Genomic DNA, 21,905 nt, shown 5'->3' with positions numbered 1-21,905 from the left:
GGGTTTAGCCATGACCGCCGACCTCAATCCCGACCTCGACCTTGCCGAGCAACTGCTCGAATTGCTGCAAGCCTGCCCCCAGGGCTGCAGCGAATATGAGCTGATCCAGCAACTCAAGGCGCGTCACTCGACGCACATCCCCCACCTGCCACTGACCGACCGGCTGGTGCTGTTTCGTACCCACTTCTTGCTGTTCAACGCCCTCTATCGCCTGCGTGATCAACTCTGGGCCGAGCAGCGCGGCCATCTGCAGATCAGCGCCCTGTGCACCTGCCTGCTGCCTTATCAAGCCGGCTGTGCCGCCCTCAGCGAACACGACCCACTGCGCGACTACTACCTTGATCTGCAACAACTGCGCGACACCAGCGCCGACGATGTCGATCAACTGATGGCCAGCTTCTGGACCCGCCTGCAGGGTGGCGACGAGAAGCGCGCCGCCCTGGAGTTGTTCGAGCTGCATGAGGAAAGTCGGCTGGACCTCAGCACCATCAAATACCGCTACCGCCAACTGGTGAGCCTGCACCACCCCGACCGGGGCGGCAGCACCAGCCGCTTGCAGTCGATCAACCAGGCCATGGAAATACTGCAACGCTATTACGAGTAAATTTCAGAGGCCGATTTGCTCTAAAGCACCACCCCACGAGGGCGAAAACCCGCACCTATACTGCGACATACGGTCGCATAGATTCGGCCTGACACCTGGTGACGCTGCTCACGCGCACCAGGCGTTCGCCCGGGGTGATCGCCATAAGAAAAGAGGAGGTGTCGACATGATCCACCACGTTTGGGGGCTCTTCACCCATCCCGATGAGGAATGGCAAGAAATCCGTGGCGAGGAAGAAAGCATCAGCCACATGTATCTCACCCACGTACTGCTGCTGGCAGCCATTCCGGCAGTTTGTGCTTACCTCGGCACCACCAAGGTCGGCTGGAGCATTGGCAATGGCGCCCCGGTGATGCTCACCGAAGCCAGCGCCCTGCAACTCAGCATCATGTCCTACTTGGCCATGCTCGCTGGCGTTGCCGTGATGGCAGCCGTCGTACACTGGATGGCACGCACCTACGACGCGGCACCGAGCATGGCGCAGAGCGTGGTGTTTGCGGCCTACACCGCCACACCGTTGTTCGTCGGCGGGCTGGCGGCACTGTACCCGAACATGTGGCTGGCCATGTTCGTTGGCATCGCAGCCATCTGCTACACGGTTTACCTGCTGTATGTGGGCATCCCAACCTTTATGAATATTCCAACGGAGGAAGGCTTCCTGTTTTCCAGCTCGGTCCTGGCGGTAGGCCTGGTGGTGCTGGTCTCGATGATTGCCCTGTCGGTAATTTTCTGGGGCTTTGGCGTCGGCCCGGTGTACACCAGCTGACAGACAGCTATCAGGTAACTGACTCAACCCGAAGCCGCCGAACAGGCGGCTTCGTCGTTTTCTGGCTGTAGAGGACAGCAGGCTTGGGCATAATTGCCGCGACCGCGGAGCTGCAGGGTCTGTTCCCGCTTCATCGCGAGCCGCGTTGCAGCGAGAAATGGTCCCCGGTTAGGCGCAGGGCGCAGATAATGGTCACCCCCTTATCAAGCCCTGCAACAACAGCGGGGGCCATTTCTCGCGCAACCCGAAGGGCCGGGCCGATTTTTGTGCGAGGCGGCGTTACTCGTCGCTTATTTGGAACAACCAAATCGCGCTCCTCGCGCCTTGCCTCGCGCAAAAACCGGCTCCGGCGCGGCCACGAATGAAACGGGAACAGACCCTGAATGCCTGACCTGCTCAACCAACGTATTGAATCCTGCTATCAGCAGGCCGAAGCCTTCTTCAAGCGCTCATTCAAACGCCCTGAAGTCAGCCTCAAACTACGCGGCCAAAAGGCCGGCGTGGCCCATCTGCACGAGAACCTGCTGCGCTTCAACCCACAGCTGTACCGGGAAAACCACGCGCATTTTCTTGAGCAGACGGTGGCCCATGAAGTGGCCCATTTGATTGCCCACCAGATGTTCGGCTCTGGCATTCAGCCCCACGGCGAGGAATGGCAACTGATCATGCGTGGCGTCTACGAGCTGCCACCGCACCGCTGCCACACCTATGCGGTGCAGCGGCGTACCGCGCTGCGCTACATCTATCGTTGCAAATGCCCTGAGCAGGATTTCGCCTTCAGCGCCCAGCGCCACACGCTGGTGGGCAAAGGCCGGCGCTACCTGTGCCGGCGTTGCCGAGCGACGCTGGTATTTAGCGGCCAACAGCGCCGCGAGTAGTTAGCAGGCCGTTGAAAAACTACCTGCGTTGGCAATACTGCGTTAAAAACGACCGAGAAATGCTCATTTACAACTCGTAAACTCCGCTTTCTCGGCCGTTTTTGCCTTGTCTTACCTGCCTCGCCTACATTTTTCAACAGCCTGCTAGCCAATCACCTTGGCGGCTTTGAGCGCCTCAATCTGCTCGCTGGAATAACCCAGCCCCTGCAGCACCTCAACACTGTGAGCCCCAACCGGTGCGCCGACATGCCGTGGCGCCGGCAAACCTGCAGAGAACTTGATCGGACAAGCAATCTGCCGTTGCGGCGTTTTGCCTTCGCGCGGCACCTCCACCACCAGCTCTCGGGCCTGAATCTGTGGATGCTCGACCGCTTCGGACAGTGGCAGCAACGGTTCGACACAGGCATCCAGGGCGGCAAACACCTCGCGCCACTCGGCAAAATCGCGCAGCTCGAACTCCAGCTGAATTTCCCGCTTCAGCGCTTGCTGCACCTCCGGCTGCTGATTCAAGCCGCGAGCCGCCAGTTCCGGACGGCCAATAGCTGCGCACAGCTGCTGCATAAATTGCGGTTCCAGGCTGCCCACCGAAAACCAGCGCCCATCGCGAGTGCGGTAATAGTCGTAAAAACTGCCGCCGTTCAGCGCCTGATTCTCCATCTGCGGTTCCACCCCGCAGGCCAGGTAGCCGGCGCCGGCCATGGCGTGCAGGCTAAAGGCGCAGTCGGTCATGCTGATATCCACCTGCTGCCCCTCCCCCGTCACTTGCCGCTGGATCACCGCAGCGAGCAAGCCCATCACCCCATGCAGGGAGCCACCGGCGATGTCAGCCGCCTGAATACCCAGCGGCAGCGGCCCGGTATCACGGCGCCCGGTGTAACTGGCCAGGCCGGCGACGGCCAGATAATTGAGGTCATGGCCGGCGCGGTCCTTGTACGGCCCGGTCTGGCCATAACCGGTGATCGACACGTAGATCAGCTTGGGGTTGATGGCTTTGAGCGCTGCATAACCAACGCCAAGTTTGTCCATCACCCCTGGACGAAACTGCTCCAGCACGATGTCGTAATCGAGCACCAAGCGCTTGACCAGCTCGACCGCCTCGGGCTTTTTCAGGTCCAGGGCCATGCAGCGTTTGTTGCGATTGAGGTAGGCGTGACTGGCCGACACCCCGTCCGCATGGGGTGGCAGCACCCGCACCAGGTCCATGCGCGTCGGCGACTCAATGCGCAGCACGTCCGCGCCCATATCCGCAAGCAGCAGCGAGGCAAACGGCCCTGGCAGCAAGGTGGAGAAGTCCAACACTTTCAACGACGACAACGGGCCCGACATGGTGACTCCTAACAATGATTGAACTGGCCTAGAGCATGTCCGGGCGATTTCCAGAATTACAGCCGGACTACGGTTCTGCCTGACGTAGCCCGGATGCAATCCGGGAGCGACGTAAAATTACTCCCAGACCAGCGGCTGGCGCGCTGGCAGTGCGGCGACCAACTCGGTATAGCGCGCCTCCAGCACATTACGGCGGATCTTCATGGTGGGTGTCATGCAGCCGTTGTCTACCGTCCACGGCTCACGCACCAGAACGAAATGACTGATGCGCTCATGGGGTTGCAGCTGCGTATTGAGGTGGGCCAGGGTGGTCTGCAACTCGGTGCTGACCTGTTCGGCAGGCAACAGCCGCGCTGCCGGCGAGAGTTCAATCAGCGCCAGCGGCTGATCCAGGTTGCTGCCCATCAGGCAGACCTGCTCCACATGGCTGTTCTTGGCGATCTCACCCTCAATCGGCGCCGGCGCCACGTACTTGCCCTTGCTGGTTTTGAAGATGTCCTTCACCCGGCCGGTGATGCGCAGGTATCCATCGCTGTCCAGCTCCCCCTTGTCACCGGTGTGCAGCCAGCCGTCCTTCAAGGTCTCGGCGGTTTTCTCCGGGCCCAGGTAGTAACCCAGCATCAGCGTCGGGCTGCGAAACAGAATTTCGCCGTCCTCGGCAATGCGCACTTCCAGCCCCGGCATTGCCCGGCCAACGGTGCCAAAGCGCACCTGTCCTGGCCGATTGAAGCAGCCATAGGCGACGTTTTCGCTCATCCCGTAGCCTTCACAGAGGGTCAGGCCGATGGCGTGATACCAGTCGAGCAGCCCGCGGGAAATCGCCGCTGCACCGGAGATCATCACGCGCGCCTGATCCAGCCCCAGGCCCCGGCGGATCTTGCGTGCCACCAACCCGCCCAGCAGCGGAATGCGCAGCAGCCGCGCCAGTTTGGCCTGGGGTAATTTCTCCAGCACGCCTTGCTGAAAGCGCGTCCACAAGCGTGGCACGGCGAAAAACACCGTCGGCCGGACGTGACGCAAATCACTGGCAAAGCTCTCCAGTGACTCGACAAAAGCCACCGGTGCGCCGCAGTAAAGGCTGTTGAACTCGACCATAAACCGCTCGGCCACATGGGACAGCGGCAGAAAGGAAAAGAACCGATCCTGCGGACTCATGCGCAATTCCGCGCAGGCATTGGCCGAGGTATAGGCCATCGCCTGCACCGACAGCATCACGCCCTTGGGGTTGCCGGTGGTGCCGGAGGTGTACACCAGGGTCAGCACCTGCTCAGGCTGCTGCTCTGCCAGGGTTTGCAAGGGTGCATGGCGGGCCAACAGGCTGTGCCATTCATGAGCGCAGGCCAGGGTTGGATATGGCAGAGCAATGCGCGTCAGTTGCGCGCCGATCCCCGCCTCCAGCTTGTCGGCATCATCCAGCTTGCCCAGCAGGATCACCTTGCACTGCGCATGCTCCAGCACATAGGCAATGCTCTCGGCCGACTGCAGAGGGTACAGCGGCACGCTAACCAGTCCGGCCATCATGATCGCCAGGTCGCTGACAAACCACTCGGCGCAGTTCTTCGACAGCAGCGCCACCCGATCGCCCGGCGCGCAGCCCAGCGCCAGCAAGGCACTGGCCAGGCGCCGCGCCTGATCATCGACCTGACGCCAGGTCAGGTCGTGCCACTGGCCGTTAATCGGCTGGCGCAGCCAGACCGCATCGGGCTGCACAGTCAGCCAATGGGCAAACTGTTGTAACGGCAGTTGTACAGTCATGGCGCCTCTCTTCTTATTATTGGCAGTGCGCATTGGCCAGCTCAGGCATGCCCGTCAGAGCTTCATGCCACGGCTGATGATCTCTTTCATGATCTCCGAGGTGCCGGCGAAGATGCGCTGGATACGTGCGTTCGCGTACATCTTGCAGATCGGGTACTCCCACATATAGCCCCAGCCGCCGTGCAATTGCACGCCTTCATCGACGACTTTGCCGAGCAACTCAGTGGTAAACAGCTTGGCCTCGGCGGCCACTTCCGGGCTGAGCTTCTTCTGGTTGTGGTCCATCACGCAGCGGTCGACAAACACCTGGGCCACGTCGATCTGGGTGCGCATCTCGGCCAGCTTGAAGCGGGTGTTCTGGAAGTGGGAAATCGGCCGATCAAACGCCTTGCGTTCCTTCACATAGTCGATGGTCACCTGCAACGCCGCCTCCGCACCGCCTACGGCGCCACAGGCGTTGGTCAGGCGCTCCTGGGCGAGCATGTTCATCAGGTAGAAAAAGCCGCCCTTGGCATCACCGAGCACATTGGCTTTCGGCACCTTGACGTTGGTGAAGAACAACTCGGCAGTGTCCTGGCTCTTCATGCCGAGTTTTTTCAGCGGCGTGCCGCGCTCGAAGCCGGCCATGCCGCGCTCCACCAGAAACAGGCCCATGGCGTGTTTGTTAGCTGGGTCGGTCTTGGCCGCAACGATGACCACGTCAGCCAGGATGCCGTTGGAGATAAACACCTTGGAGCCGTTCAGCTCATAGTGATCGCCCTTGTCTACGGCCGTGGTACGCATACCCGCCAGGTCGGAGCCAGCGCTCGGCTCGGTCATGGCCACCGCCAGGATAATCTCGCCGCTGATGATGCCCGGCAGCAGTCGCGCCTTCTGTTCAGCATTGCCGTATTCGGTGATGTAAGGGCCACACAGCGCCGAGTGCAGCGGCAACATAAAGCCGGCCTCGTTAATGTTGGCCAGCTCCTCACACATGATCTGCTCGTAGCGGAAATCCTTCAGACCGCTGCCGCCGTATTCCTCATCAGCCCAGGGCAGCAGAAAACCCATCTCACCGGCTTTCTTCCACACCTCGCGGCTAACCACGCCGGCCTCCTCCCAGGCGTCCTGGTGCGGCACCACTTCCTTTTGCAGAAAGGCGCGGAACGACTCGCGGAACATGTTGTGTTCGGTTTCGAAGTGAATGCGTTGCATGGACGGCAGCTCCTGACAGGATTGAGACGTCCCACCAGAGTAGGCGGCGCAGGCCGCAGCGGTCAGTGACGCATACGCTCAGCTGCGGTTGACGTTTTCGGTCAGAAGGCGGATGTAAATTACCGCGGTCAATTTATCCGGCCCGCGTTGCCAGTACCATGGCCCCCGCTTTTGCCAACCCAGACGGCTTGCCCGCCTGAACGCCGACCCAATACGCGCCACGAGTGCATGATGAACAACGAAAATAGAGCCTTGGCGTTTGCCCCCCTGATCATGCCCTTTGCATTTACCGGCTATGCCTCCTTTGCCGGAATTTCCGGCTTCGATATGCAGGAGGGGTTACTGACATTCTTTCTTTTATTCCTCGGCACTGTCGTCGCTGGCCTGCCGGTGGCCTACCTCTACGAGTTCTTTATCGGCATGCGCTTTTACCAACTGCTGGCGAAAAAGAACCGGGTGAACATTGTCACCCTGACGTTGGGCGGCGTATTTGTAGCCGATATTCCGATGCTGCTGATCTGGCCCCTGGCTCACGGCAAAGGCACCGTCGATTTCGCCGTGACCGTGCAGCTGTTCTCCTTTGTCGGTTTTATGATCGGCCTGAATTTCTGGGTGCTGCTGAACTTCGAAAGCCTGCGCGATCGGGTTAAAGGGCTGCTGCACAAGGCCTGATGCGCAGGGCCGCAAACGCGAGAGCTTGCCCCAGACAAACAAATGGCTTTTTACCCGTTAACTGTTGCAGCGCTGGCGTCACGCCGTAGGAGCGGCTTCAGCCGCGAAGCTTGCAGGGCAAACGGCATCGCGGCTGAAGCCGCTCCTACAAAAGCCCAATCGCGCCTTCGCCGTATAACGTGGACAGAGACAAACAAAAGCCCGTCACCAGGACGGGCTTTTGTTAACTGCAAAGGCTTACGCCAAGGTGCGCGTCGCCTGAGGCGCCGCGACGGGCGCTGGGCCGTTGCCCAGTTCGTTGTGCAGAGCGGTTTCATCCAGCTGCTTGCACCACTTGGCTACCACCACGGTGGCCACGCCGTTGCCGATCAGGTTGGTCAGAGCGCGGGCTTCGGACATAAAGCGGTCGATACCGAGAATCAGCGCCAGACCCGCCACCGGCAAGGTGCCGACCGCCGAGAGCGTCGCCGCCAGCACGATAAAGCCGCTGCCGGTCACCCCCGCCGCGCCTTTGGAGGCAATCAGCAGTACCGCCAGCAAGGTCATTTGATCGACCAGACCCATTGGGGTGTCGGTGGCCTGGGCGATAAACACCGCGGCCATGGTCAGGTAGATCGAGGTGCCATCCAGGTTGAAGGAGTAACCGGTCGGGATCACCAGACCCACCACCGACTTGTCGCAGCCGAGCTTCTCCATCTTGCGCAGCATGTTAGGCAGCGCCGACTCCGACGATGAGGTGCCCAGCACGATCATCAGCTCTTCGCGGATGTAGCGGATAAAACGCAGGATGCTGAAGCCGTGGGCGCGGGCGATACCGCCGAGGATCACCAGCACGAACAGCACGCAGGTGATGTAGAAGCAGATCATCAACTGGCCCAGTTGCACCAGCGAACCCACGCCGTACTGGCCGATGGTAAAGGCCATGGCACCGAAGGCACCCAGCGGCGCGACCTTCATGATCATGCCGATGATGTTGAACATCACCTGGGCGATGCGGTCGATAAATTCCAGCACCGGGCGACCGTAGTCACCCATGCGATGCAGGGCGAAACCGAACATCAGCGAGAACATCAACACCTGCAGGATATCGCCGGTGGCGAAGGCGCCGACCACGGTGCTTGGGATGATATTGAGGAAGAACCCGATGGTGCTCTGCTGCGCGCCCGCCTGGGTGTAAGCGGTGATGCCCGAGGTATTCAGGGTGGCCACGTCGACATGCATGCCAGCGCCCGGCTGCACCAGGTTGACCACCACCAAACCAATCACCAGCGCCACGCTGGAAACAATCTCGAAATACAACAGCGCCAGGCCACCGGTCTTGCCCACCGCTTTCATGTTCTGCATGCCGGCGATGCCGCTGACTACGGTGCAGAAGATGATCGGCGCAATGGCCATCTTGATCAGTTTGACGAAGCCATCACCGAGCGGCTTCAACGCCACCCCGGCTTGCGGGTAGAAATGGCCGATGGCAACGCCCAAGGCGATGGCCACCAGCACTTGCACATATAGGCTTCTGTAAAAAGGTTTGCGGGTCATGGCAGTGTTCCTCATGGGAGCGCACAGCACCCTCCAGGGGCACCGGCGCCAAACGCAGCGCTGACTCTCCTTACCTGGAGAGATTTATTTTTCACTCGCGCTTAACGCAAGCTTGCTAGCCCTATCGCAAGCCCCATGCCAGGCCTAAAATAAATAATAAATCCTTTAAAAACATATAGTTAAAAATTAATCAGAGAGAAAACAGCGAGCAATCTGGCGGATCTCCGCACAGCCGCTGGCGGTTATCCGCCAACCTAACCAGGCAACCGCCCCCACGCTTGGCCAGCACGCCTGCCGGCGGCTTGTGGCGATACCAATCCGCGGCCTAACATCCTTCTACAGGCCGGCCAACAGGTGTCCTGTGACTGCCCATTTGCTCAGCACCCAGGGGTCTGCGTGATCACCGAAATACCCCAGCCATCCATTGCCCGGCGCCCACGCTGGCGCAGCCTGCTGTTACTGGCCCTGGTGCTGTTGCCGCTGCTGTGGCCGGTGCAGCAACTGGCCGAGCGCTACTACCGGGAAAAACTGCTAGAGCGCAACAGCCAGACCCTCGACCTGTTCGTCGCCAACCTGCTCGGCACCCTTAAACGCTATGAAGTGCTGCCCGCCCTGCTCGGCGACCTGCCGGCCCTGCGTGCAGCCCTGGCCACGCCCCAGGACGACACGCGCTTAAAGCAAGCCAATCAGTTGCTCAAGGACACCGCCGAACTCACCGGTGCCGCCGTGATCTACCTGATGGCAACCGACGGCCAGACCATTGCCTCATCGAACTGGGACCAAGCCGACAGCTTCACCGGGCGCAACTTCACCTTCCGCCCGTATTTCCGTGACGCCATGGCCGACAAACCCGGACGCTTCTTCGGCCTCGGTACCTCGTCGGGCAAGCGCGGCTATTACTTTGCCGATGCCCTGCACGAGAACGGCAAAATCCTCGGCGTGCTGGTGGTCAAGATTCACCTCGATCACACCGAAACCCTGTGGGGCAAAACCCCCGAACAATTGCTAGTGACCGACGCCAATGGCGTGGTGATTCTCACCTCGCAGACCGACTGGCGTTTTCGTGCCAGCCGGCCACTGAGCGCCAGCAGCCGCCAGCAGATTGCCCGCGACCAGCCCTACCCGACCATCGACCCGCCGCCACTGCAATTGCCCGCCCAGCAGTGGCTGCAACAGAGCCGCACCCTGGCGCAAACCGACTGGCAGGTGAGCATCCTCGCCCCGCGTTATCTGGTAACCCGGCCGGTACAGACCGTGCTACTGATCGCCGCCGCCAGCTTGCTCGCCGTGCTGTTGTTGCTCGGTCTACTGATGCAGCGCCGGCGCCACTACCTGCAACGCATCGCCCTCGCCGCACAGACCCGCAACGAGCTGGAAATCCGCGTGCACCAGCGCACCCAGGACCTGCAAAACCTCAACAACCGCCTCAAGGATGAAGTGCTCGAACGCGAGCACACCCAGCAAGAACTGCTGCGCACCCAGGACGAGCTGCTGCAAGCCGGTAAGCTGTCGGCCCTGGGCACCATGTCGGCGAGCATCAGCCACGAGCTGAACCAGCCGCTGGCGGCGATCCGCAGTTATGCCGACAACGCCAATATCCTGCTCGACCAACAACGCATCGAAGAAACCCACAACAACCTGCGCCTGATCAGTGAGCTGACCACGCGCATGGCCTCAATCATCGCCCACCTGCGCGCCTTCGCCCGCCGCGACCGCCACGCCCCTGAAAGCGTGGCCCTGCAACCGGCTCTGGAAGATGCCCTGGCGCTACTGGCCAAGCGCCGGCGCAGTCTCGACGTGGAGCTGATCCGCGACCTGCCCGAGACACCGCTGTGGGTGCAGGCCGGCGAAACCCGCCTGCGCCAGGTGCTCGGCAACCTGCTCGGCAACGCCCTCGATGCCCTCAGTGGCGTCGCCCCGCCGCGGCGCCTGTGGCTGACCGTGGAGCAACGCAGCGACAGCATCACCCTGCTGATCCGCGACAACGGCCCAGGCTTCAGCCCCGAGGCCCTGCAACGCGCACGCGAACCCTTCTTCACCACCAAGACCAACGCCCAGGGCCTGGGTCTTGGCCTGGCCATCTGCGACAACCTGATCAGCGCCCTCGGCGGTGAACTGGCCCTGGCCAACCACCCACAAGGCGGCGCCCTGCTCAGCCTTAATTTGCAACGGGCCGCGGGCGGCACCAGCGCCCAATCTGCCGAGGACTCACCACTATGAGCAGCACCCTTGAGATGACCTGCCAGGTGCTGCTGGTCGACGACGACCCGCACCTGCGCCAAGCCCTGAGCCAGACCCTTGACCTGGCCGGCTTCCAGGTCAGCACCCGCGCCGACGCCCAGGGCCTGGCCGCCCAATTGCCAACCGACTGGCCCGGCGTGGTGGTGAGCGACATCCGCATGCCCGGCCTCGACGGTCTGCAGTTACTGGAGCAGTTGCAACAGGCTGACCCGCAACTGCCGGTGATCCTGATCACCGGCCATGGTGATGTGCCGATGGCGGTGCAAGCCATGCGCGCCGGCGCCTTTGATTTTCTGGAAAAACCCTTCGCCAGCGACGACCTGCTCGCCAGCGTGCGCCGCGCCCTGGCCTTGCGCCAACTGGTGCTGGAAAACCGCAGCCTGCGCCTGGCCCTGGCCGACCGCCAACAACTGAGCGCGCGCCTGCTCGGTCGCTCACCGGCCATGCAGCGCATGCGCGAACAGCTCGGCGCCCTGGCAGCGATCGACACCGACGTGCTGATCCTCGGCGAAACCGGCGCCGGCAAAGAGGTGGTGGCCCGCGCCCTGCACGATCACTCCAGCCGCCGCAACGGCCCCTTCGTCGCCATCAATGCCGGCGCCCTGGCCGAGTCGGTGGTGGAAAGCGAGCTGTTCGGCCACGAGGCCGGCGCCTTTACCGGCGCGCAAAAACGCCGCATCGGCAAGTTCGAGTTTGCCAACGGCGGCACCCTGTTTCTCGATGAAATCGAAAGCATGAGCCTGGAGGTACAGGTCAAGCTGCTGCGCCTACTGCAAGAGCGGGTAGTCGAACGCCTCGGCGGCAACCAGCTGATCCCCCTGGATATCCGCATCATCGCCGCCAGCAAGGAAGACCTGCGCAGCAGCGCCGACCAGGGCCGCTTTCGCGCCGACCTGTATTACCGCCTGAACGTCACCCCGCTGCGCATCCCGCCACTGCGCGAACGGGGCGACGATGTGCTCAGCCTGTTCCAGCACTTTGCCGACGCCGCCAGCGCCCGCCATAGCTTGCCGGTGCGCGAATTGCCCGCCCCGGCTCGCGCCCAACTGCTGCGCCACGGCTGGCCGGGCAATGTGCGCGAGCTGCAAAACGCCGCCCAACGCTTTGCCCTGGGCCTGGAGCTGGGCCTGCAAGACCCGCTTGCGAGCCCGGCGGCCCAGCAAGCCGCGGCGAACGGCGGTCTCAGCCAGCAGGTCGACGCCTATGAACGGGCGCTGATCGCCGCCGAACTGGCCCGCCCGCACAACTCCCTGCGCAGCCTCGCCGAGGCCCTCGGCCTGCCACGTAAAACCCTGCACGACAAACTGCGCAAACACGGCCTGAGCCTGGCGGCGGCCGACCTGGGTGACAGCGACTAGGCTGCTGTAACTGTGATCGCAACCTCAACCGTTCGCGGTCGAGACCGCTCCCACACCCATCAGGCCTGGCGCAAACTCTGTGGGAGCGGCCTTGGCCGTGAAGCGTCGCCGCGCACCGGCAGGATGGGTTGAACCTGCGTTCCCCTGCCAAAGGTCTAGAGAGGGGATTTCCCTCATGTGGTCCTGGCTACGGATGCCATATGCTCAAACCCGCACCCGTATCCACTCACAGGAAACCTCAAATGCACGCAGCCAGTGATGACAAACGCCCAACAGCCGATGTAGCGGAAAACAATGCGTTCTTCCCCTCTCCGTACTCCCTGTCACAGTTCACCTCGCCGAAGTCCGACTTAAGTGGCGCGCACTACCCCACGCCCTACAACGGCGGGCGCTGGAAAATCCTGATGATTGCCGCGGATGAGCGCTATTTGCAGATGCAAAACGGCACCATGTTCTCCACCGGCAACCACCCCATCGAAACCCTCCTGCCCATGTATCACCTCGACCAGGCAGGCTTTGAGTTTGATATCGCCACACTGTCTGGCAACCCAGTCAAATTCGAATACTGGGCATTCCCTGAAGAAGATATCGAAGTAAAAGCCATCCACGACAAATACCTGGCGCAGTTCAAACAACCGCTGAAACTGGCTGACGTCATCGCGCAGCACCTGGGTGAAGATTCGGACTACCTGGCTGTGTTTATCCCCGGTGGTCACGGCGCATTGATTGGCCTGCCCCACAGCCGGGATATAAAAGCGGTCCTGCATTGGGCGATGCAGCACGATCGTCACATCATCACCCTGTGCCATGGGCCGGCGGCCCTGCTCGCGGCAGGCGTGGGTGAGGCCACGCAGGATTACCTGTTCAAGGGCTACAAAATCTGTGCCTTCCCCGACGCACTCGATGCGCAAACACCACAAATGGGCTACATGCCGGGTGAAATGCCGTGGTTTATGGGTGAAAAGCTCAAGGCATTAGGCGTCGAAATCATCAACCAGGACATTGCCGGGCACACCCATCAGGATCGCAAGCTAATCACCGGCGACAGCCCATTGGCCTCCAACAAAGTGGGCCAATTGGCCGCTCAGGCCCTGCTCAGCGAAGTGGAAAAAGGCTGACATGCCCTCAAGCAGAACGCCCGCAACGGCAATAAACTCCTTGCTCGACAGCCTCCTGCGCATAGAAAGGAGCCAACACCTTTCGCACATACAGGAGGCTGTTCGGCAAGTTGCTACCCCGCTGGGTTACGAGCTGTTTGCCATGTTCTCGATGGCCGCCATCCCCGACGCAATTATCGGCCGGGTTTACTGGCTTGAAGGGGACTGGTTCGCCGACGGCAGCAGTGTCGACACCGCCACTTACGTTCAACGCTGCCCGGTTACGCAACACGTATTGCAAACCGATGAGGCGTTCTTCTGGAGCAAAAACGCATCTGCTGCAGAAGACCTCTACCGCATCGTGCAAGTACCGGCAGGTCCAGGCATTCATGGCCTGCAAGTGCCTATTTTCGGACGTACAGGCCTTGAGGGTGCTGTCAGCTTCGGCGGCAACACCATCGACAGCAGTGCACAAACACGCCTTTTGCTGGCCATGATCGGCCAGCAAAGCTTTCGCAAAGCCAAGCAACTGCTGGAACACAACGAACGCGAGCTACCACCCGCACTCACCCAGAGAGAACGCGAAGTGTTGCAGTGGATTGCCTCGGGGCGACGCCAATCAGAGATTGCCACCATCCTCGGTTTGTCACCGCGCACGGTCGAAAACCACCTGCGGCGCGCTCGATTGCGCCTGGGGGTGGCAACCACAGCCCAAGCGCTCCATGCAGCACTGCAACGGGGCGAAATCAAACACTGAACAGCGCAGGGACTCGCACGCGCTTATGGGCCACCAACCCCCATAACCTACAGGCCAAAGGGATAGCTTGTCCGCCATTGCCCGCGCGGCCTACCATCGGCGAGTTTTTTCACCGGGACCCGTCATGCGCGAACGCACCATCGCAAGTCATTTCGTCCGTGCTGCCCTGCGCGGCGCCGAACGCCATGGCCAGGATTACACCCCCCTGCTGCGTCAGCTGAACATCCAGCCGGCACTGCTCGACGAGCCGCGCGCGCGCATCGCCCCCGAGCAGTTCGCCCGCCTGATGCAACTGCTGTGGGAATCCCTCGACGACGAATATATGGGCTTTGGCCGCCAGCGCAGCAAGCGCGGCACCTTTGCCATGATGTGCTACGCCATCATCCATTGCCGCTCGCTGGAAAAAGCCCTGACCCGCGGTGGCCTGTTCTACAGCCTGTTCCCCGACGCGCCGAGCATTAGCCTCAGCCGTGAAGGCGACTGGGCTCGCCTGACCGTGGACGACTCGACCCTCTGGGACCCGGACCACTTTCTGGTGGAAAGCCTGCTGGTGATCTGGCATCGCCTCGGCAGTTGGCTGATCGGCCAGCGCATCCGCCTAGAAGAAGCCACCTTCGCCTACCCGGAACCGGCCCACAGCAGCGAATACCAGCGCCTGTTCCCCTGCTCTCGGCGCTTTGCCGCCGGCAGCACCAGTTTGCTGTTTCAAGCCCGCTACCTGGCCATGCCGCTGCTGCAGGACGAACGCACCCTCAAGCAGTTCCTCCAGCATTCACCCGCCGACCTGCTGGCCCGCCCGGACGGCGGTGACAGCCTGATCAGCCAGATCCGCCGCCTGCTCGGCCGCGACTGCAGCGCCTGGCCGGACCTGGAAGCCGTGGCTCGCCAGCTGCACATGAGCCCGCAAACCCTGCGCCGCCACCTCAGCGAGGAAGGTTCCAGCTTTCAGGAATTGAAAGACCACCTGCGCCGCGACCTGGCCATCTACCACCTGGGCCGCAGCGACCTGTCGATCCAGGACATCGCCGAGCAACTGGGCTTTTCCGAACCCTCGGCCTTTCACCGCGCGTTTAAAAAGTGGACCGGCCTCACCCCCGGCGCCTACCGCGCCAATCAGGAAGGCTGATACGCCCATGCCTGCCGGCGAAGTTGCCCTGCGGCCTGTTACACTGCGCCTCTTTTTGTAGCGGCTACCACCATGACTGATCCGATCCGCCTGTCCAAACGCCTTGCCGAGCTGGTCGGCTGCTCACGCCGTGAAGCCGAGCTGTATATCGAGGGCGGCTGGGTCAGCGTGGACGGCCAAATCGTCGAAGAACCGCATTTCAAAGTGGCCGACGAGACCGTCGCCCTGCACCCGGAGGCAGTTCTCACACCCCAGGAGCCGATTACCCTGCTGCTGCACAAACCGGCCGGGCAAACGCCTGAACAAGCCGAGCAGCTGCTGAACAAGGCTAACCAGAGCGCCCTCGACCTCTCAGCGGTGCGCCCTCTGCAACGCCACTTCGAACGCCTGACCCTGTGCCTGCCGCTGGACACCGACGCCTGCGGCCTGCAGGTGTTCACCCAGAACTGGAGCGTGTCGCGCAAGCTCAGCGACGACGCCAAGAAGCTGGAGCAGGAGTTCATCGTCGAAGTCAGCGGCACGCTGCAAGCCCACGGCCTCAAGCGCCTGGCCCACGGCCTGAACTTTCGCGGCAAGCCACTGGCGCCCTGCAAGGTCAGCTGGCAGAACGAAACGCGCCTGCGCTTCGCCCTGAAAAACCCGCTGCCAGGGCAAATTCGCCACATGTGCGAAAGCGTTGGCCTAAAGGTCATCGCCCTCAAGCGCATCCGCATCGGCGGCGTGCCCATGGGCAAACTGGCCAACGCCGAATGGCGTTACCTGGCGGACAAAGAGAAGTTCTAGGCCGCCGCCATCAGCCCATCGACTCACCACTGCCCGTGTAAGGAAGCGCCCGCTTCATGAGCCGCAACATTCTCCGCAGCACCCTCCTGTGCGCCGCCCTGCTCACCTCAGCGACAGCGGCCGCCAAGGTTGAGGTGCAAGCCGTACAGCACAAAAGCGCCGGCCCGATCCTCGCCGTGAACATCTCCGAGGCGATTGCCCCCGGCGACTACGAAGCCCTGCTCAAAGGCCTGCTGGCAAACCCTGGCAAGTTCAAGAAGAAGCTGGCGTTGCTGGACAACATCGGCGGCAGCGTGGCGGAAGCCATCCGCATGGGCCGCCTGCTGCGCGAGTCCGGCTTCGACACCCTGGTGCCGGCCGATGCCGTGTGCCAGGGCAGCTGCGTCTACCTATTGGCCGCCGGCCGCGACAAAACCGTACGCGGCCACGTCGGCATCCACCGCCCCTACTTCCCCAACGGCGACTCCGCCCAAAGCGGCAACACCCTGCGCTACAGCACCGCCGCCTACCTCCAGGAAATGCGCATCCCCGCCAGCCTGCTCACCGACATGCAAGCCATCCCCCCACACAACGTCCGCGTGCTGACGCACAAAGAGTTGGCTGGGTATCGGCTCGACTAAGGGCGTGCGGTTGGGCAAGGCTTCACTTGGCTAGACAGAAGCTCAGGGCCGGGCAGGTCACGGTGAACTGAGTACAGCTGCCCACCTGCCCGAGCAAGAGCGCTCCACCGCTTAAGGCCAGTCAACTACAACTGCTTGCGGGTCCCCTTTACGCATCTGATCCAACTCAACATCGGCCTTGGCTTGGGTCGCGTGGCAAAACTGGAAGGCGTTCTGGGTTTTCCCGTTGGGGCCTTTGGCCTCAGCCATGCAAACCGCAGCACCTGGCGCGCAAGCCGCCGCATTGAGTTTGAAATCACCCCAAACGCCGGGCTGTCTCTGTTTAACGTGGTCTATGTAACTCTTGAGCGAAGGCTGCATATCGTTTGCGGCCCCGGCGATTAGTTTGACCGGACTGGCAGTAGCTCCATCAGTGTGCTGAGTGGCCAGCACGGCCGTGCAATACATAGCCCCTTCCAGAGTTGTTGTTTGTTTCGCCAATGGCGCGCCTGAAACATCTCCAGCTGGCACTGTTGGCGCCGTCTCTCCAGGGCCGACCACAACAGAAACCATGTTAAACATGCCGCCTCGCCACACCTGCATATTCACCCGTGAACCGATTGCTTTTTTTGCGACCGCCAATCTGAAGTCGATAGTGTCCGCAATAGGCTGGCCATCGAGGGCTACGATCACGTCCTGAGACAAAATCCCTGCTTGTTGAGCACCACTGCCCGGAACTGTTCCTAACACCACCACTCCAGCTGACGGTCGTGACAAGGCCCTCGCTCGTTGCGGGTCGATGGTATCCATGCTTATGCCGACCTTTCCGCGAGGCAGATTGGTGCTCTGGCAGACTTTCTCCACCCATACCTGGCTGGCAGCCACTTTTCGTGCATTGCCGACCTGTTTCATAACGGGCTCCGTGCTTGCTAGATACATCGGCACCTCGCTCAAGGACATCTCAATGTAGTCACACGCCTTGGCGCGATAACGCTCGGGCGTTTCGCGATTTACAAGTTTCTGCAGGTCAGTCGGTGAAACACCTTCTGGTGTCGATAGGGTTGTTGCGCTGGGGGCTGGCGTTGTCGACGACGATGAAGGGGCCGTTTCCGAGTCATCAGGAAGGAGCGGCGAAACGACCATAGACGTGACTGCCACCGTCCCTAAAACATTCGAAACACCTGAGTTCATGCCTGGGATCATCGACGTCCCTAATGCGCCCATCGTAGCAAGCTCTCCCACACCGCCATCGGAGGCACATCCAGTGATGCCTAACAAACAGCAGGCAATGGCGAAGTAGCGGGCTGACTTCAAGATGTCTACGAGCATTTGAATTATCCAAAATGATGGAAGGTCGGTACTTTTACAGTCAGGAATAGTAGCTCGTAGGATGGGTTGAGCGCAGCGATACCCATGCAGCGCGACCAAACACCTTGTGCAGCCGGATAGCCGTTTAGGTGTCGTTTTACTCAACCCAAACTGCTGTGCGGAAAGGTCCCTGCTTCTGGCTAACGCCCCACCGCTTGCTGGCTTCGACCTGATTACGCTTGCGCTGGGATATTCAAAATGTGCCAGCGCTTGACTGGCTTGATCCTCGTAATGCATTGCATATCCAGCGCATCTTACAAGAGACCTTCTCCAATATTATCAAGCACACCAACGCCACAGAAATCCGGATTACCACATCCTCTGATGCGACTCATGTCAGGGTCATCATTGTCGATAATGGCCAGGGTTTCCCGGCAGAACAGTCCGCTGGCTATAACGGCAAAGGGCTGAAAAACCAACTTCGCCGCGCCGCCTCAATCGGCGCTGAAATGCTATGGCACTCCACTGCAACCGGCGTGAGTGTCACCTTGGTGTTGCCGATTGTGGCCACCGAGCGCAGTGGCCAGCCCACCCCAGTGCCGGGCTAGTTGTCGCCTCAGGCATCGCGAAACAAGTCGTGGGCATCCAGCAAGCGGTAGGCGATCTCCGGGCGTTTTTCCAAACCGCGGCGGATGGCCGCCTGGATGGCCTGACGCGTCTTGCGGCACAGGCCTGGCAGGTCATCAATATTCACCGCGATACCCCGCATGCTGCGCACTTCATTGCGACCTGGAGCAACATGCACGCGAATGCCCAACTGCTCGGCCAGGCGTTGCTGGATACGCTCCAAATCGCCAAGGCTGTCCAGGTTCTCCAGCCGCTCAACCAGACGTTTTTCCTCCGGCCGGGTCAGGCGCAGAAAGCGCAGGTCGGCCTCGGGGTTATCAAACAAACCGTCTCGCCCGCAAATGCAGGCGCCGGGTGGGCAGGATTGGCGATTCTGAAAGGAAGGCGTCATGACCATGGAGCATAACCATCCCCAGACGCTGTTGCCTATGGTCTACGGGACAAACAGCGGCAATGACCCCTATGGCTCAGCGTAACGCTGCTCTATACGCAGGTAATCGCCGCTGTCGCGCAATGCTTTAAGGCCCTGATTGAACACGTCACGCTGGCTGGCCTGGCGAAAGCCGACGCTGTAGGGCGTGCTGGGAAACAGCGGGTAGTAAGTCAGCGCCTGGGTGACATCGACTTGATCGGCCACCTGGGTGTTGAAGTATTTGAAGATGCGCAGATCACCGATGATCAGGTCGGCCCGCCCTGAATACAGCAGGCGGTTGCGGTTGATCTGCAGGGCCTCTTCGCGGTAAAGCGGGTTGCGCTCGGCCATGGCCTGGAACGTAGGACCTAGCAGGTAGCGGGCACGCTGATAGGTGCTGATGGAATAGCGGGCCATGTCGGCGATGTTAAGAATGGCTAGGTTTCGACTGGCGAGTGCCACAGCGACGTTGTGGTATTCGATGTACGTATCGGAATAGAACGCCGGCACCCTGCTTTGCACACCGGTGGTAGCGATGGCATCCAGCTCGCCACGCGCCAGCATCAGGTGCAGGCGCTCCATAGGGGCGTAGTAAGGCGTCAATTGCAGGCTGCCACGCGTGGCAGCGGCCATCACCAGGTCATATTCCAGACCGCGCGGTTCGCCCTCGAAGATATACGGTGGTTTGTGGGTGCCAAAACCGATGCGCAACAGCTCGGCCGCCGCCATCTGGCAGTAACAACAGCACAACAACGCCAGCAGACCAACCCGCATACCCGCCCCCTCGTTCGCGACTGCCCAGCATACCGACAAAGCAGCAACAGCGGCAGGCGCCGGGGTTAATCGCTAGCGGGCACCTGAGCGACTATGGCGGGCACTGTGGCACGCACGGCATTGCGGCTATGGGCACCAAAGTTACCGATCAGCTCGATCAGCAAGGCGTTCAGCTCAGCGCTCGGCGCCGGTTCTGCAGCCAACTGATTGCCGGCGCTAAAACCCGGCGCCTGTTCGGCGGCAGTGAGGGATTGAGCCAGCAACGCATCCAGTTGATTGGCGCGTGCAAACGATTGCGCCGACACCACGTTGCGCAGGTAGCCACTGTCGAAGGCCGGGTAGCGCGCCTCCTTGTCCGCCTGGGCATAGGCCTGCAACAACGGGCTGGCGCTTTCACCGTCATGCAGCAGTTGCTGCAACCACTTGAGCTGGAATTTTTCGACCACTGTGTGCCGCGTGGCCACCCGAGCGATGGCAGCCTGCTTGTCCTCGGGGAAGCCTGCAGCGTCCTTGGCCGCCGTCCAGATCAAGTCTGGGGTCTCGACACCGGGCAGCACTTTGGCGTGATAGGGCTGAGTCAGGTCCTGCAGGTAATGCAGGCCCCAGCCCATAAAGCGATAACCCCAATACGGATGACCGTGTTCGAAGGCGTAGCGGGCCAAGCCGAAATACTGGAAGGCACGCCACTCGGGATAGGTACGGGTAAGAAACGGCCCAGCGGCAAAGACGATGGCGTCTTCGTGGTAATACCCGATATGAAACGGCGCTTGGGACGAATATTCAAAACGCGCATCGCCAAACGGCTGCACGCCGAAGTTGTACTGGCTGCCAACCTCGCCAGGGTTGTCGCTGAACAGGTTGATATCGTGACCGTAGTCCGGCTCATCGGCGGCACTGGCCACCACCACCAGCGGCGCAACCCCCTCCCCTGGCTGCACGGCAAGAAACTTCCACTCGCCCCAGATGCTGACCTGTTTGTAGACCATCACCTGCTGTGCATTCAGGTGTACGCGGTCGCTGCCTGGATGCCCTGGCAAGGCTTGAACAAAGTTGGCCAGCTTGATCTCCGGACTGATACGCAGCGCCTTGAGGAAATCGCGCTGGCGCGCCCCCTCGCCTTCGACCTGCCAGCGCAGTGCTGCCGGACGTGCGGGATAGCCGGGGAAGTTGGCCAGGGCGAAGGCTTCCTGCTCGTCCAGCAGGGCCTGTAACCCCTGCGCTTCACTGCGCAGAAAATCTTCCAGCGCCTCGACCTTGACCTCTGGCGCCTGCTGCATCGACGGCAGCCCCTGCAACGCCAGGGCACTGCCCAGGGAATGATTGGACCAGGCCAGGACACTGCCCGGCAGGCTCACCAGTAACAGGCACACAGCAGCAGATAGACAACGCATGGGAGACTCTTCTTCAACGGACGCCGGCCGCCCGTAGCGACCACCAGTAGCAGGTCGGCCAGATTACCAGCGCGCCCGCCTGCCGGCAGTGTCCAGCCGTGCCAGGACGACTCACAAAAGAGGCCGCAGGCAGCCCGTAACAGCCATCCGCGCGGCTTGCCACGAACGGGTTATTAGAAGAACGCAATGAACGCGATAAAACCGACGTGTATGGCCACAATCAGCCAAAACTGTCGCTGATAAGACGCCTTGCGACTCTTGTGGCGGATCAGCCGCTGCGCCACAAGGCCACCCGGCCAGCCACCCAGAAACTCGTAGAGATGCAAACGCGCTTCCGGCGTGCGCTGCAGGCCTCGGATAGCCCGTTGCTTGTCGCGGTAATAGGCCAGGAAGCACACCGGACTCATCAGCAGGTAGAGCATTAACAGCAACGCCAGCGGCTGAGGGTGTTGCAGCAAAGGCTGGAGATCGTCGCGCCAAAGGGGCCAGCGGCTCTCGAAGGCATCGCGCAGCTGGGTGACCATCGTCGCCTCGCCAGCGCCCTCAAGCGCCTGCTGCGCAGAGCATCCTCGGTCGCTGTAACGCACCACACCGTCAGCCTGGATGCACTTATAGACTTGCGCCTGAGCCAGGCCGAACGGCATGAGCAACAAGACGACCAGGCAGTACTTCAGGCCGCCAAGAATTACTCGCTGCACAGC

At 61.3% G+C, this 21,905-nt stretch carries 21 protein-coding genes; 12 read left to right on the top strand and 9 right to left on the bottom strand.

Going from position 1 to position 21,905, the window contains the following annotated elements:
• Window positions 1-10: 10 nt before the first annotated feature.
• From AC56DI_RS11350 to AC56DI_RS11340, 3 genes are all read left to right on the top strand, one after another.
• On the top strand, window positions 11-604 hold the full coding sequence (locus AC56DI_RS11350) for a DNA-J related domain-containing protein (protein WP_496346254.1): 594 nt from the start codon (window positions 11-13) through the stop codon (window positions 602-604).
• 166 nt (window positions 605-770) lie between these two features.
• Entirely contained in the window at window positions 771-1,370 is a 600-nt protein-coding gene (locus AC56DI_RS11345; protein ID WP_324519377.1) for a Yip1 family protein, read from the top strand.
• Window positions 1,371-1,753: 383 nt separating this feature from the next.
• On the top strand, window positions 1,754-2,248 hold the full coding sequence (locus tag AC56DI_RS11340) for a SprT family zinc-dependent metalloprotease (RefSeq protein WP_422587332.1): 495 nt from the start codon (window positions 1,754-1,756) through the stop codon (window positions 2,246-2,248).
• A 144-nt stretch (window positions 2,249-2,392) separates the two neighbouring features.
• Here the strand turns inward: AC56DI_RS11340 and AC56DI_RS11335 are convergent, their stop codons facing one another.
• The 3 genes from AC56DI_RS11335 to AC56DI_RS11325 all read right to left on the bottom strand — a co-directional run bounded on the left by AC56DI_RS11335 (window position 2,393) and on the right by AC56DI_RS11325 (window position 6,523).
• The gene (locus AC56DI_RS11335) at window positions 2,393-3,574 is read right to left on the bottom strand and encodes a CaiB/BaiF CoA transferase family protein (RefSeq protein ID WP_496346253.1); all 1,182 of its coding nucleotides are present in this window, start codon (window positions 3,572-3,574) and stop codon (window positions 2,393-2,395) included.
• Between the two features lie 117 nt (window positions 3,575-3,691).
• A complete protein-coding gene (locus AC56DI_RS11330; protein ID WP_496346252.1) occupies window positions 3,692-5,329 on the bottom strand; it encodes an AMP-binding protein in 1,638 nt (545 codons plus the stop codon).
• Window positions 5,330-5,383: 54 nt separating this feature from the next.
• On the bottom strand, window positions 5,384-6,523 hold the full coding sequence (locus AC56DI_RS11325) for an acyl-CoA dehydrogenase family protein (RefSeq protein ID WP_496346251.1): 1,140 nt from the start codon (window positions 6,521-6,523) through the stop codon (window positions 5,384-5,386).
• A 231-nt stretch (window positions 6,524-6,754) separates the two neighbouring features.
• Here AC56DI_RS11325 and AC56DI_RS11320 point away from each other — a divergent pair, with 231 nt between their 5' ends.
• Complete coding sequence (locus tag AC56DI_RS11320; RefSeq protein ID WP_496346250.1) at window positions 6,755-7,195, top strand: hypothetical protein; 441 nt, start codon at window positions 6,755-6,757, stop codon at window positions 7,193-7,195.
• Window positions 7,196-7,432: 237 nt separating this feature from the next.
• Here AC56DI_RS11320 and AC56DI_RS11315 read toward each other — a convergent pair whose 3' ends face one another.
• Window positions 7,433-8,731, bottom strand: coding sequence for a dicarboxylate/amino acid:cation symporter (locus AC56DI_RS11315; protein WP_324519371.1), 1,299 nt, complete (start codon window positions 8,729-8,731; stop codon window positions 7,433-7,435).
• Window positions 8,732-9,139: 408 nt separating this feature from the next.
• Between AC56DI_RS11315 and AC56DI_RS11310 the strand changes: the two genes are divergently transcribed.
• The 7 genes from AC56DI_RS11310 (at window position 9,140) to AC56DI_RS11280 (ending at window position 16,713) form a co-directional block, all read left to right on the top strand.
• Entirely contained in the window at window positions 9,140-10,951 is a 1,812-nt protein-coding gene (locus tag AC56DI_RS11310) for a sensor histidine kinase (RefSeq protein WP_496346647.1), read from the top strand.
• On the top strand, window positions 10,948-12,330 hold the full coding sequence (locus tag AC56DI_RS11305; protein ID WP_496346249.1) for a sigma-54-dependent transcriptional regulator: 1,383 nt from the start codon (window positions 10,948-10,950) through the stop codon (window positions 12,328-12,330). The genes AC56DI_RS11310 and AC56DI_RS11305 overlap by 4 nt, the downstream gene beginning before the upstream one ends.
• A 242-nt stretch (window positions 12,331-12,572) precedes the next feature.
• The gene (gene hchA / locus AC56DI_RS11300; protein ID WP_496346248.1) at window positions 12,573-13,448 is read left to right on the top strand and encodes a glyoxalase III HchA; all 876 of its coding nucleotides are present in this window, start codon (window positions 12,573-12,575) and stop codon (window positions 13,446-13,448) included.
• 1 nt (window position 13,449) lies between these two features.
• A complete protein-coding gene (locus tag AC56DI_RS11295; RefSeq protein ID WP_496346247.1) occupies window positions 13,450-14,184 on the top strand; it encodes a PA1136 family autoinducer-binding transcriptional regulator in 735 nt (244 codons plus the stop codon).
• 124 nt (window positions 14,185-14,308) lie between these two features.
• Entirely contained in the window at window positions 14,309-15,310 is a 1,002-nt protein-coding gene (locus tag AC56DI_RS11290; protein ID WP_496346246.1) for an AraC family transcriptional regulator, read from the top strand.
• Window positions 15,311-15,382: 72 nt separating this feature from the next.
• Window positions 15,383-16,093, top strand: a complete 711-nt coding sequence (locus AC56DI_RS11285; protein WP_496346245.1) for an rRNA pseudouridine synthase — start codon at window positions 15,383-15,385, stop codon at window positions 16,091-16,093.
• 56 nt (window positions 16,094-16,149) lie between these two features.
• Complete coding sequence (locus tag AC56DI_RS11280; protein WP_496346244.1) at window positions 16,150-16,713, top strand: COG3904 family protein; 564 nt, start codon at window positions 16,150-16,152, stop codon at window positions 16,711-16,713.
• Window positions 16,714-16,824: 111 nt separating this feature from the next.
• On the opposite strand, the gene AC56DI_RS11275 is transcribed toward AC56DI_RS11280, so the two are convergent.
• Window positions 16,825-18,021 carry a S1C family serine protease gene (locus AC56DI_RS11275; RefSeq protein WP_496346243.1) on the bottom strand — a complete coding sequence of 399 codons (1,197 nt, stop codon included), beginning with the start codon at window positions 18,019-18,021 and terminating at the stop codon, window positions 16,825-16,827.
• 218 nt (window positions 18,022-18,239) lie between these two features.
• On the opposite strand from AC56DI_RS11275, the gene AC56DI_RS11270 reads away from it, so the two are divergent.
• Window positions 18,240-18,608: a sensor histidine kinase gene (locus AC56DI_RS11270; protein ID WP_496346242.1), complete on the top strand. Its 369-nt coding sequence runs from the start codon at window positions 18,240-18,242 to the stop codon at window positions 18,606-18,608.
• An 8-nt stretch (window positions 18,609-18,616) separates the two neighbouring features.
• On the opposite strand, the gene AC56DI_RS11265 is transcribed toward AC56DI_RS11270, so the two are convergent.
• The 4 genes from AC56DI_RS11265 to AC56DI_RS11250 form a co-directional block, all read right to left on the bottom strand.
• The gene (locus AC56DI_RS11265; protein WP_496346241.1) at window positions 18,617-19,018 is read right to left on the bottom strand and encodes a hypothetical protein; all 402 of its coding nucleotides are present in this window, start codon (window positions 19,016-19,018) and stop codon (window positions 18,617-18,619) included.
• Between the two features lie 69 nt (window positions 19,019-19,087).
• On the bottom strand, window positions 19,088-19,813 hold the full coding sequence (locus tag AC56DI_RS11260) for a substrate-binding periplasmic protein (RefSeq protein ID WP_496346240.1): 726 nt from the start codon (window positions 19,811-19,813) through the stop codon (window positions 19,088-19,090).
• A gap of 65 nt (window positions 19,814-19,878) precedes the next feature.
• Window positions 19,879-21,204 carry a phospholipase gene (locus tag AC56DI_RS11255; RefSeq protein WP_496346239.1) on the bottom strand — a complete coding sequence of 442 codons (1,326 nt, stop codon included), beginning with the start codon at window positions 21,202-21,204 and terminating at the stop codon, window positions 19,879-19,881.
• Window positions 21,205-21,377: 173 nt separating this feature from the next.
• Window positions 21,378-21,902 carry a DUF1294 domain-containing protein gene (locus AC56DI_RS11250; RefSeq protein WP_496346238.1) on the bottom strand — a complete coding sequence of 175 codons (525 nt, stop codon included), beginning with the start codon at window positions 21,900-21,902 and terminating at the stop codon, window positions 21,378-21,380.
• Between the last annotated feature and the right edge of the window lie 3 nt (window positions 21,903-21,905).

Source organism: Pseudomonas sp. BGA-UO-ETr-WB11 (assembly GCF_059567785.1).
Note: the sequence above shows the minus strand (reverse complement) of the source record. Positions and strands in the feature narration are given on the sequence as shown.

What these genes read in the sequence shown, in the direction of transcription:
- AC56DI_RS11350 (WP_496346254.1), top strand. Translation starts at nt 11, where the DNA reads ATGACCGCCGACCTCAATCCCGACCTCGACCTTGCCGAGCAACTGCTC.
- AC56DI_RS11345 (WP_324519377.1), top strand. Translation starts at nt 771, where the DNA reads ATGATCCACCACGTTTGGGGGCTCTTCACCCATCCCGATGAGGAATGG.
- AC56DI_RS11340 (WP_422587332.1), top strand. Translation starts at nt 1,754, where the DNA reads ATGCCTGACCTGCTCAACCAACGTATTGAATCCTGCTATCAGCAGGCC.
- AC56DI_RS11335 (WP_496346253.1), bottom strand. Translation starts at nt 3,574, where the DNA reads ATGTCGGGCCCGTTGTCGTCGTTGAAAGTGTTGGACTTCTCCACCTTG.
- AC56DI_RS11330 (WP_496346252.1), bottom strand. Translation starts at nt 5,329, where the DNA reads ATGACTGTACAACTGCCGTTACAACAGTTTGCCCATTGGCTGACTGTG.
- AC56DI_RS11325 (WP_496346251.1), bottom strand. Translation starts at nt 6,523, where the DNA reads ATGCAACGCATTCACTTCGAAACCGAACACAACATGTTCCGCGAGTCG.
- AC56DI_RS11320 (WP_496346250.1), top strand. Translation starts at nt 6,755, where the DNA reads ATGAACAACGAAAATAGAGCCTTGGCGTTTGCCCCCCTGATCATGCCC.
- AC56DI_RS11315 (WP_324519371.1), bottom strand. Translation starts at nt 8,731, where the DNA reads ATGACCCGCAAACCTTTTTACAGAAGCCTATATGTGCAAGTGCTGGTG.
- AC56DI_RS11305 (WP_496346249.1), top strand. Translation starts at nt 10,948, where the DNA reads ATGAGCAGCACCCTTGAGATGACCTGCCAGGTGCTGCTGGTCGACGAC.
- hchA (WP_496346248.1), top strand. Translation starts at nt 12,573, where the DNA reads ATGCACGCAGCCAGTGATGACAAACGCCCAACAGCCGATGTAGCGGAA.
- AC56DI_RS11295 (WP_496346247.1), top strand. Translation starts at nt 13,450, where the DNA reads ATGCCCTCAAGCAGAACGCCCGCAACGGCAATAAACTCCTTGCTCGAC.
- AC56DI_RS11290 (WP_496346246.1), top strand. Translation starts at nt 14,309, where the DNA reads ATGCGCGAACGCACCATCGCAAGTCATTTCGTCCGTGCTGCCCTGCGC.
- AC56DI_RS11285 (WP_496346245.1), top strand. Translation starts at nt 15,383, where the DNA reads ATGACTGATCCGATCCGCCTGTCCAAACGCCTTGCCGAGCTGGTCGGC.
- AC56DI_RS11280 (WP_496346244.1), top strand. Translation starts at nt 16,150, where the DNA reads ATGAGCCGCAACATTCTCCGCAGCACCCTCCTGTGCGCCGCCCTGCTC.
- AC56DI_RS11275 (WP_496346243.1), bottom strand. Translation starts at nt 18,021, where the DNA reads ATGCTCGTAGACATCTTGAAGTCAGCCCGCTACTTCGCCATTGCCTGC.
- AC56DI_RS11265 (WP_496346241.1), bottom strand. Translation starts at nt 19,018, where the DNA reads ATGACGCCTTCCTTTCAGAATCGCCAATCCTGCCCACCCGGCGCCTGC.
- AC56DI_RS11260 (WP_496346240.1), bottom strand. Translation starts at nt 19,813, where the DNA reads ATGCGGGTTGGTCTGCTGGCGTTGTTGTGCTGTTGTTACTGCCAGATG.
- AC56DI_RS11255 (WP_496346239.1), bottom strand. Translation starts at nt 21,204, where the DNA reads ATGCGTTGTCTATCTGCTGCTGTGTGCCTGTTACTGGTGAGCCTGCCG.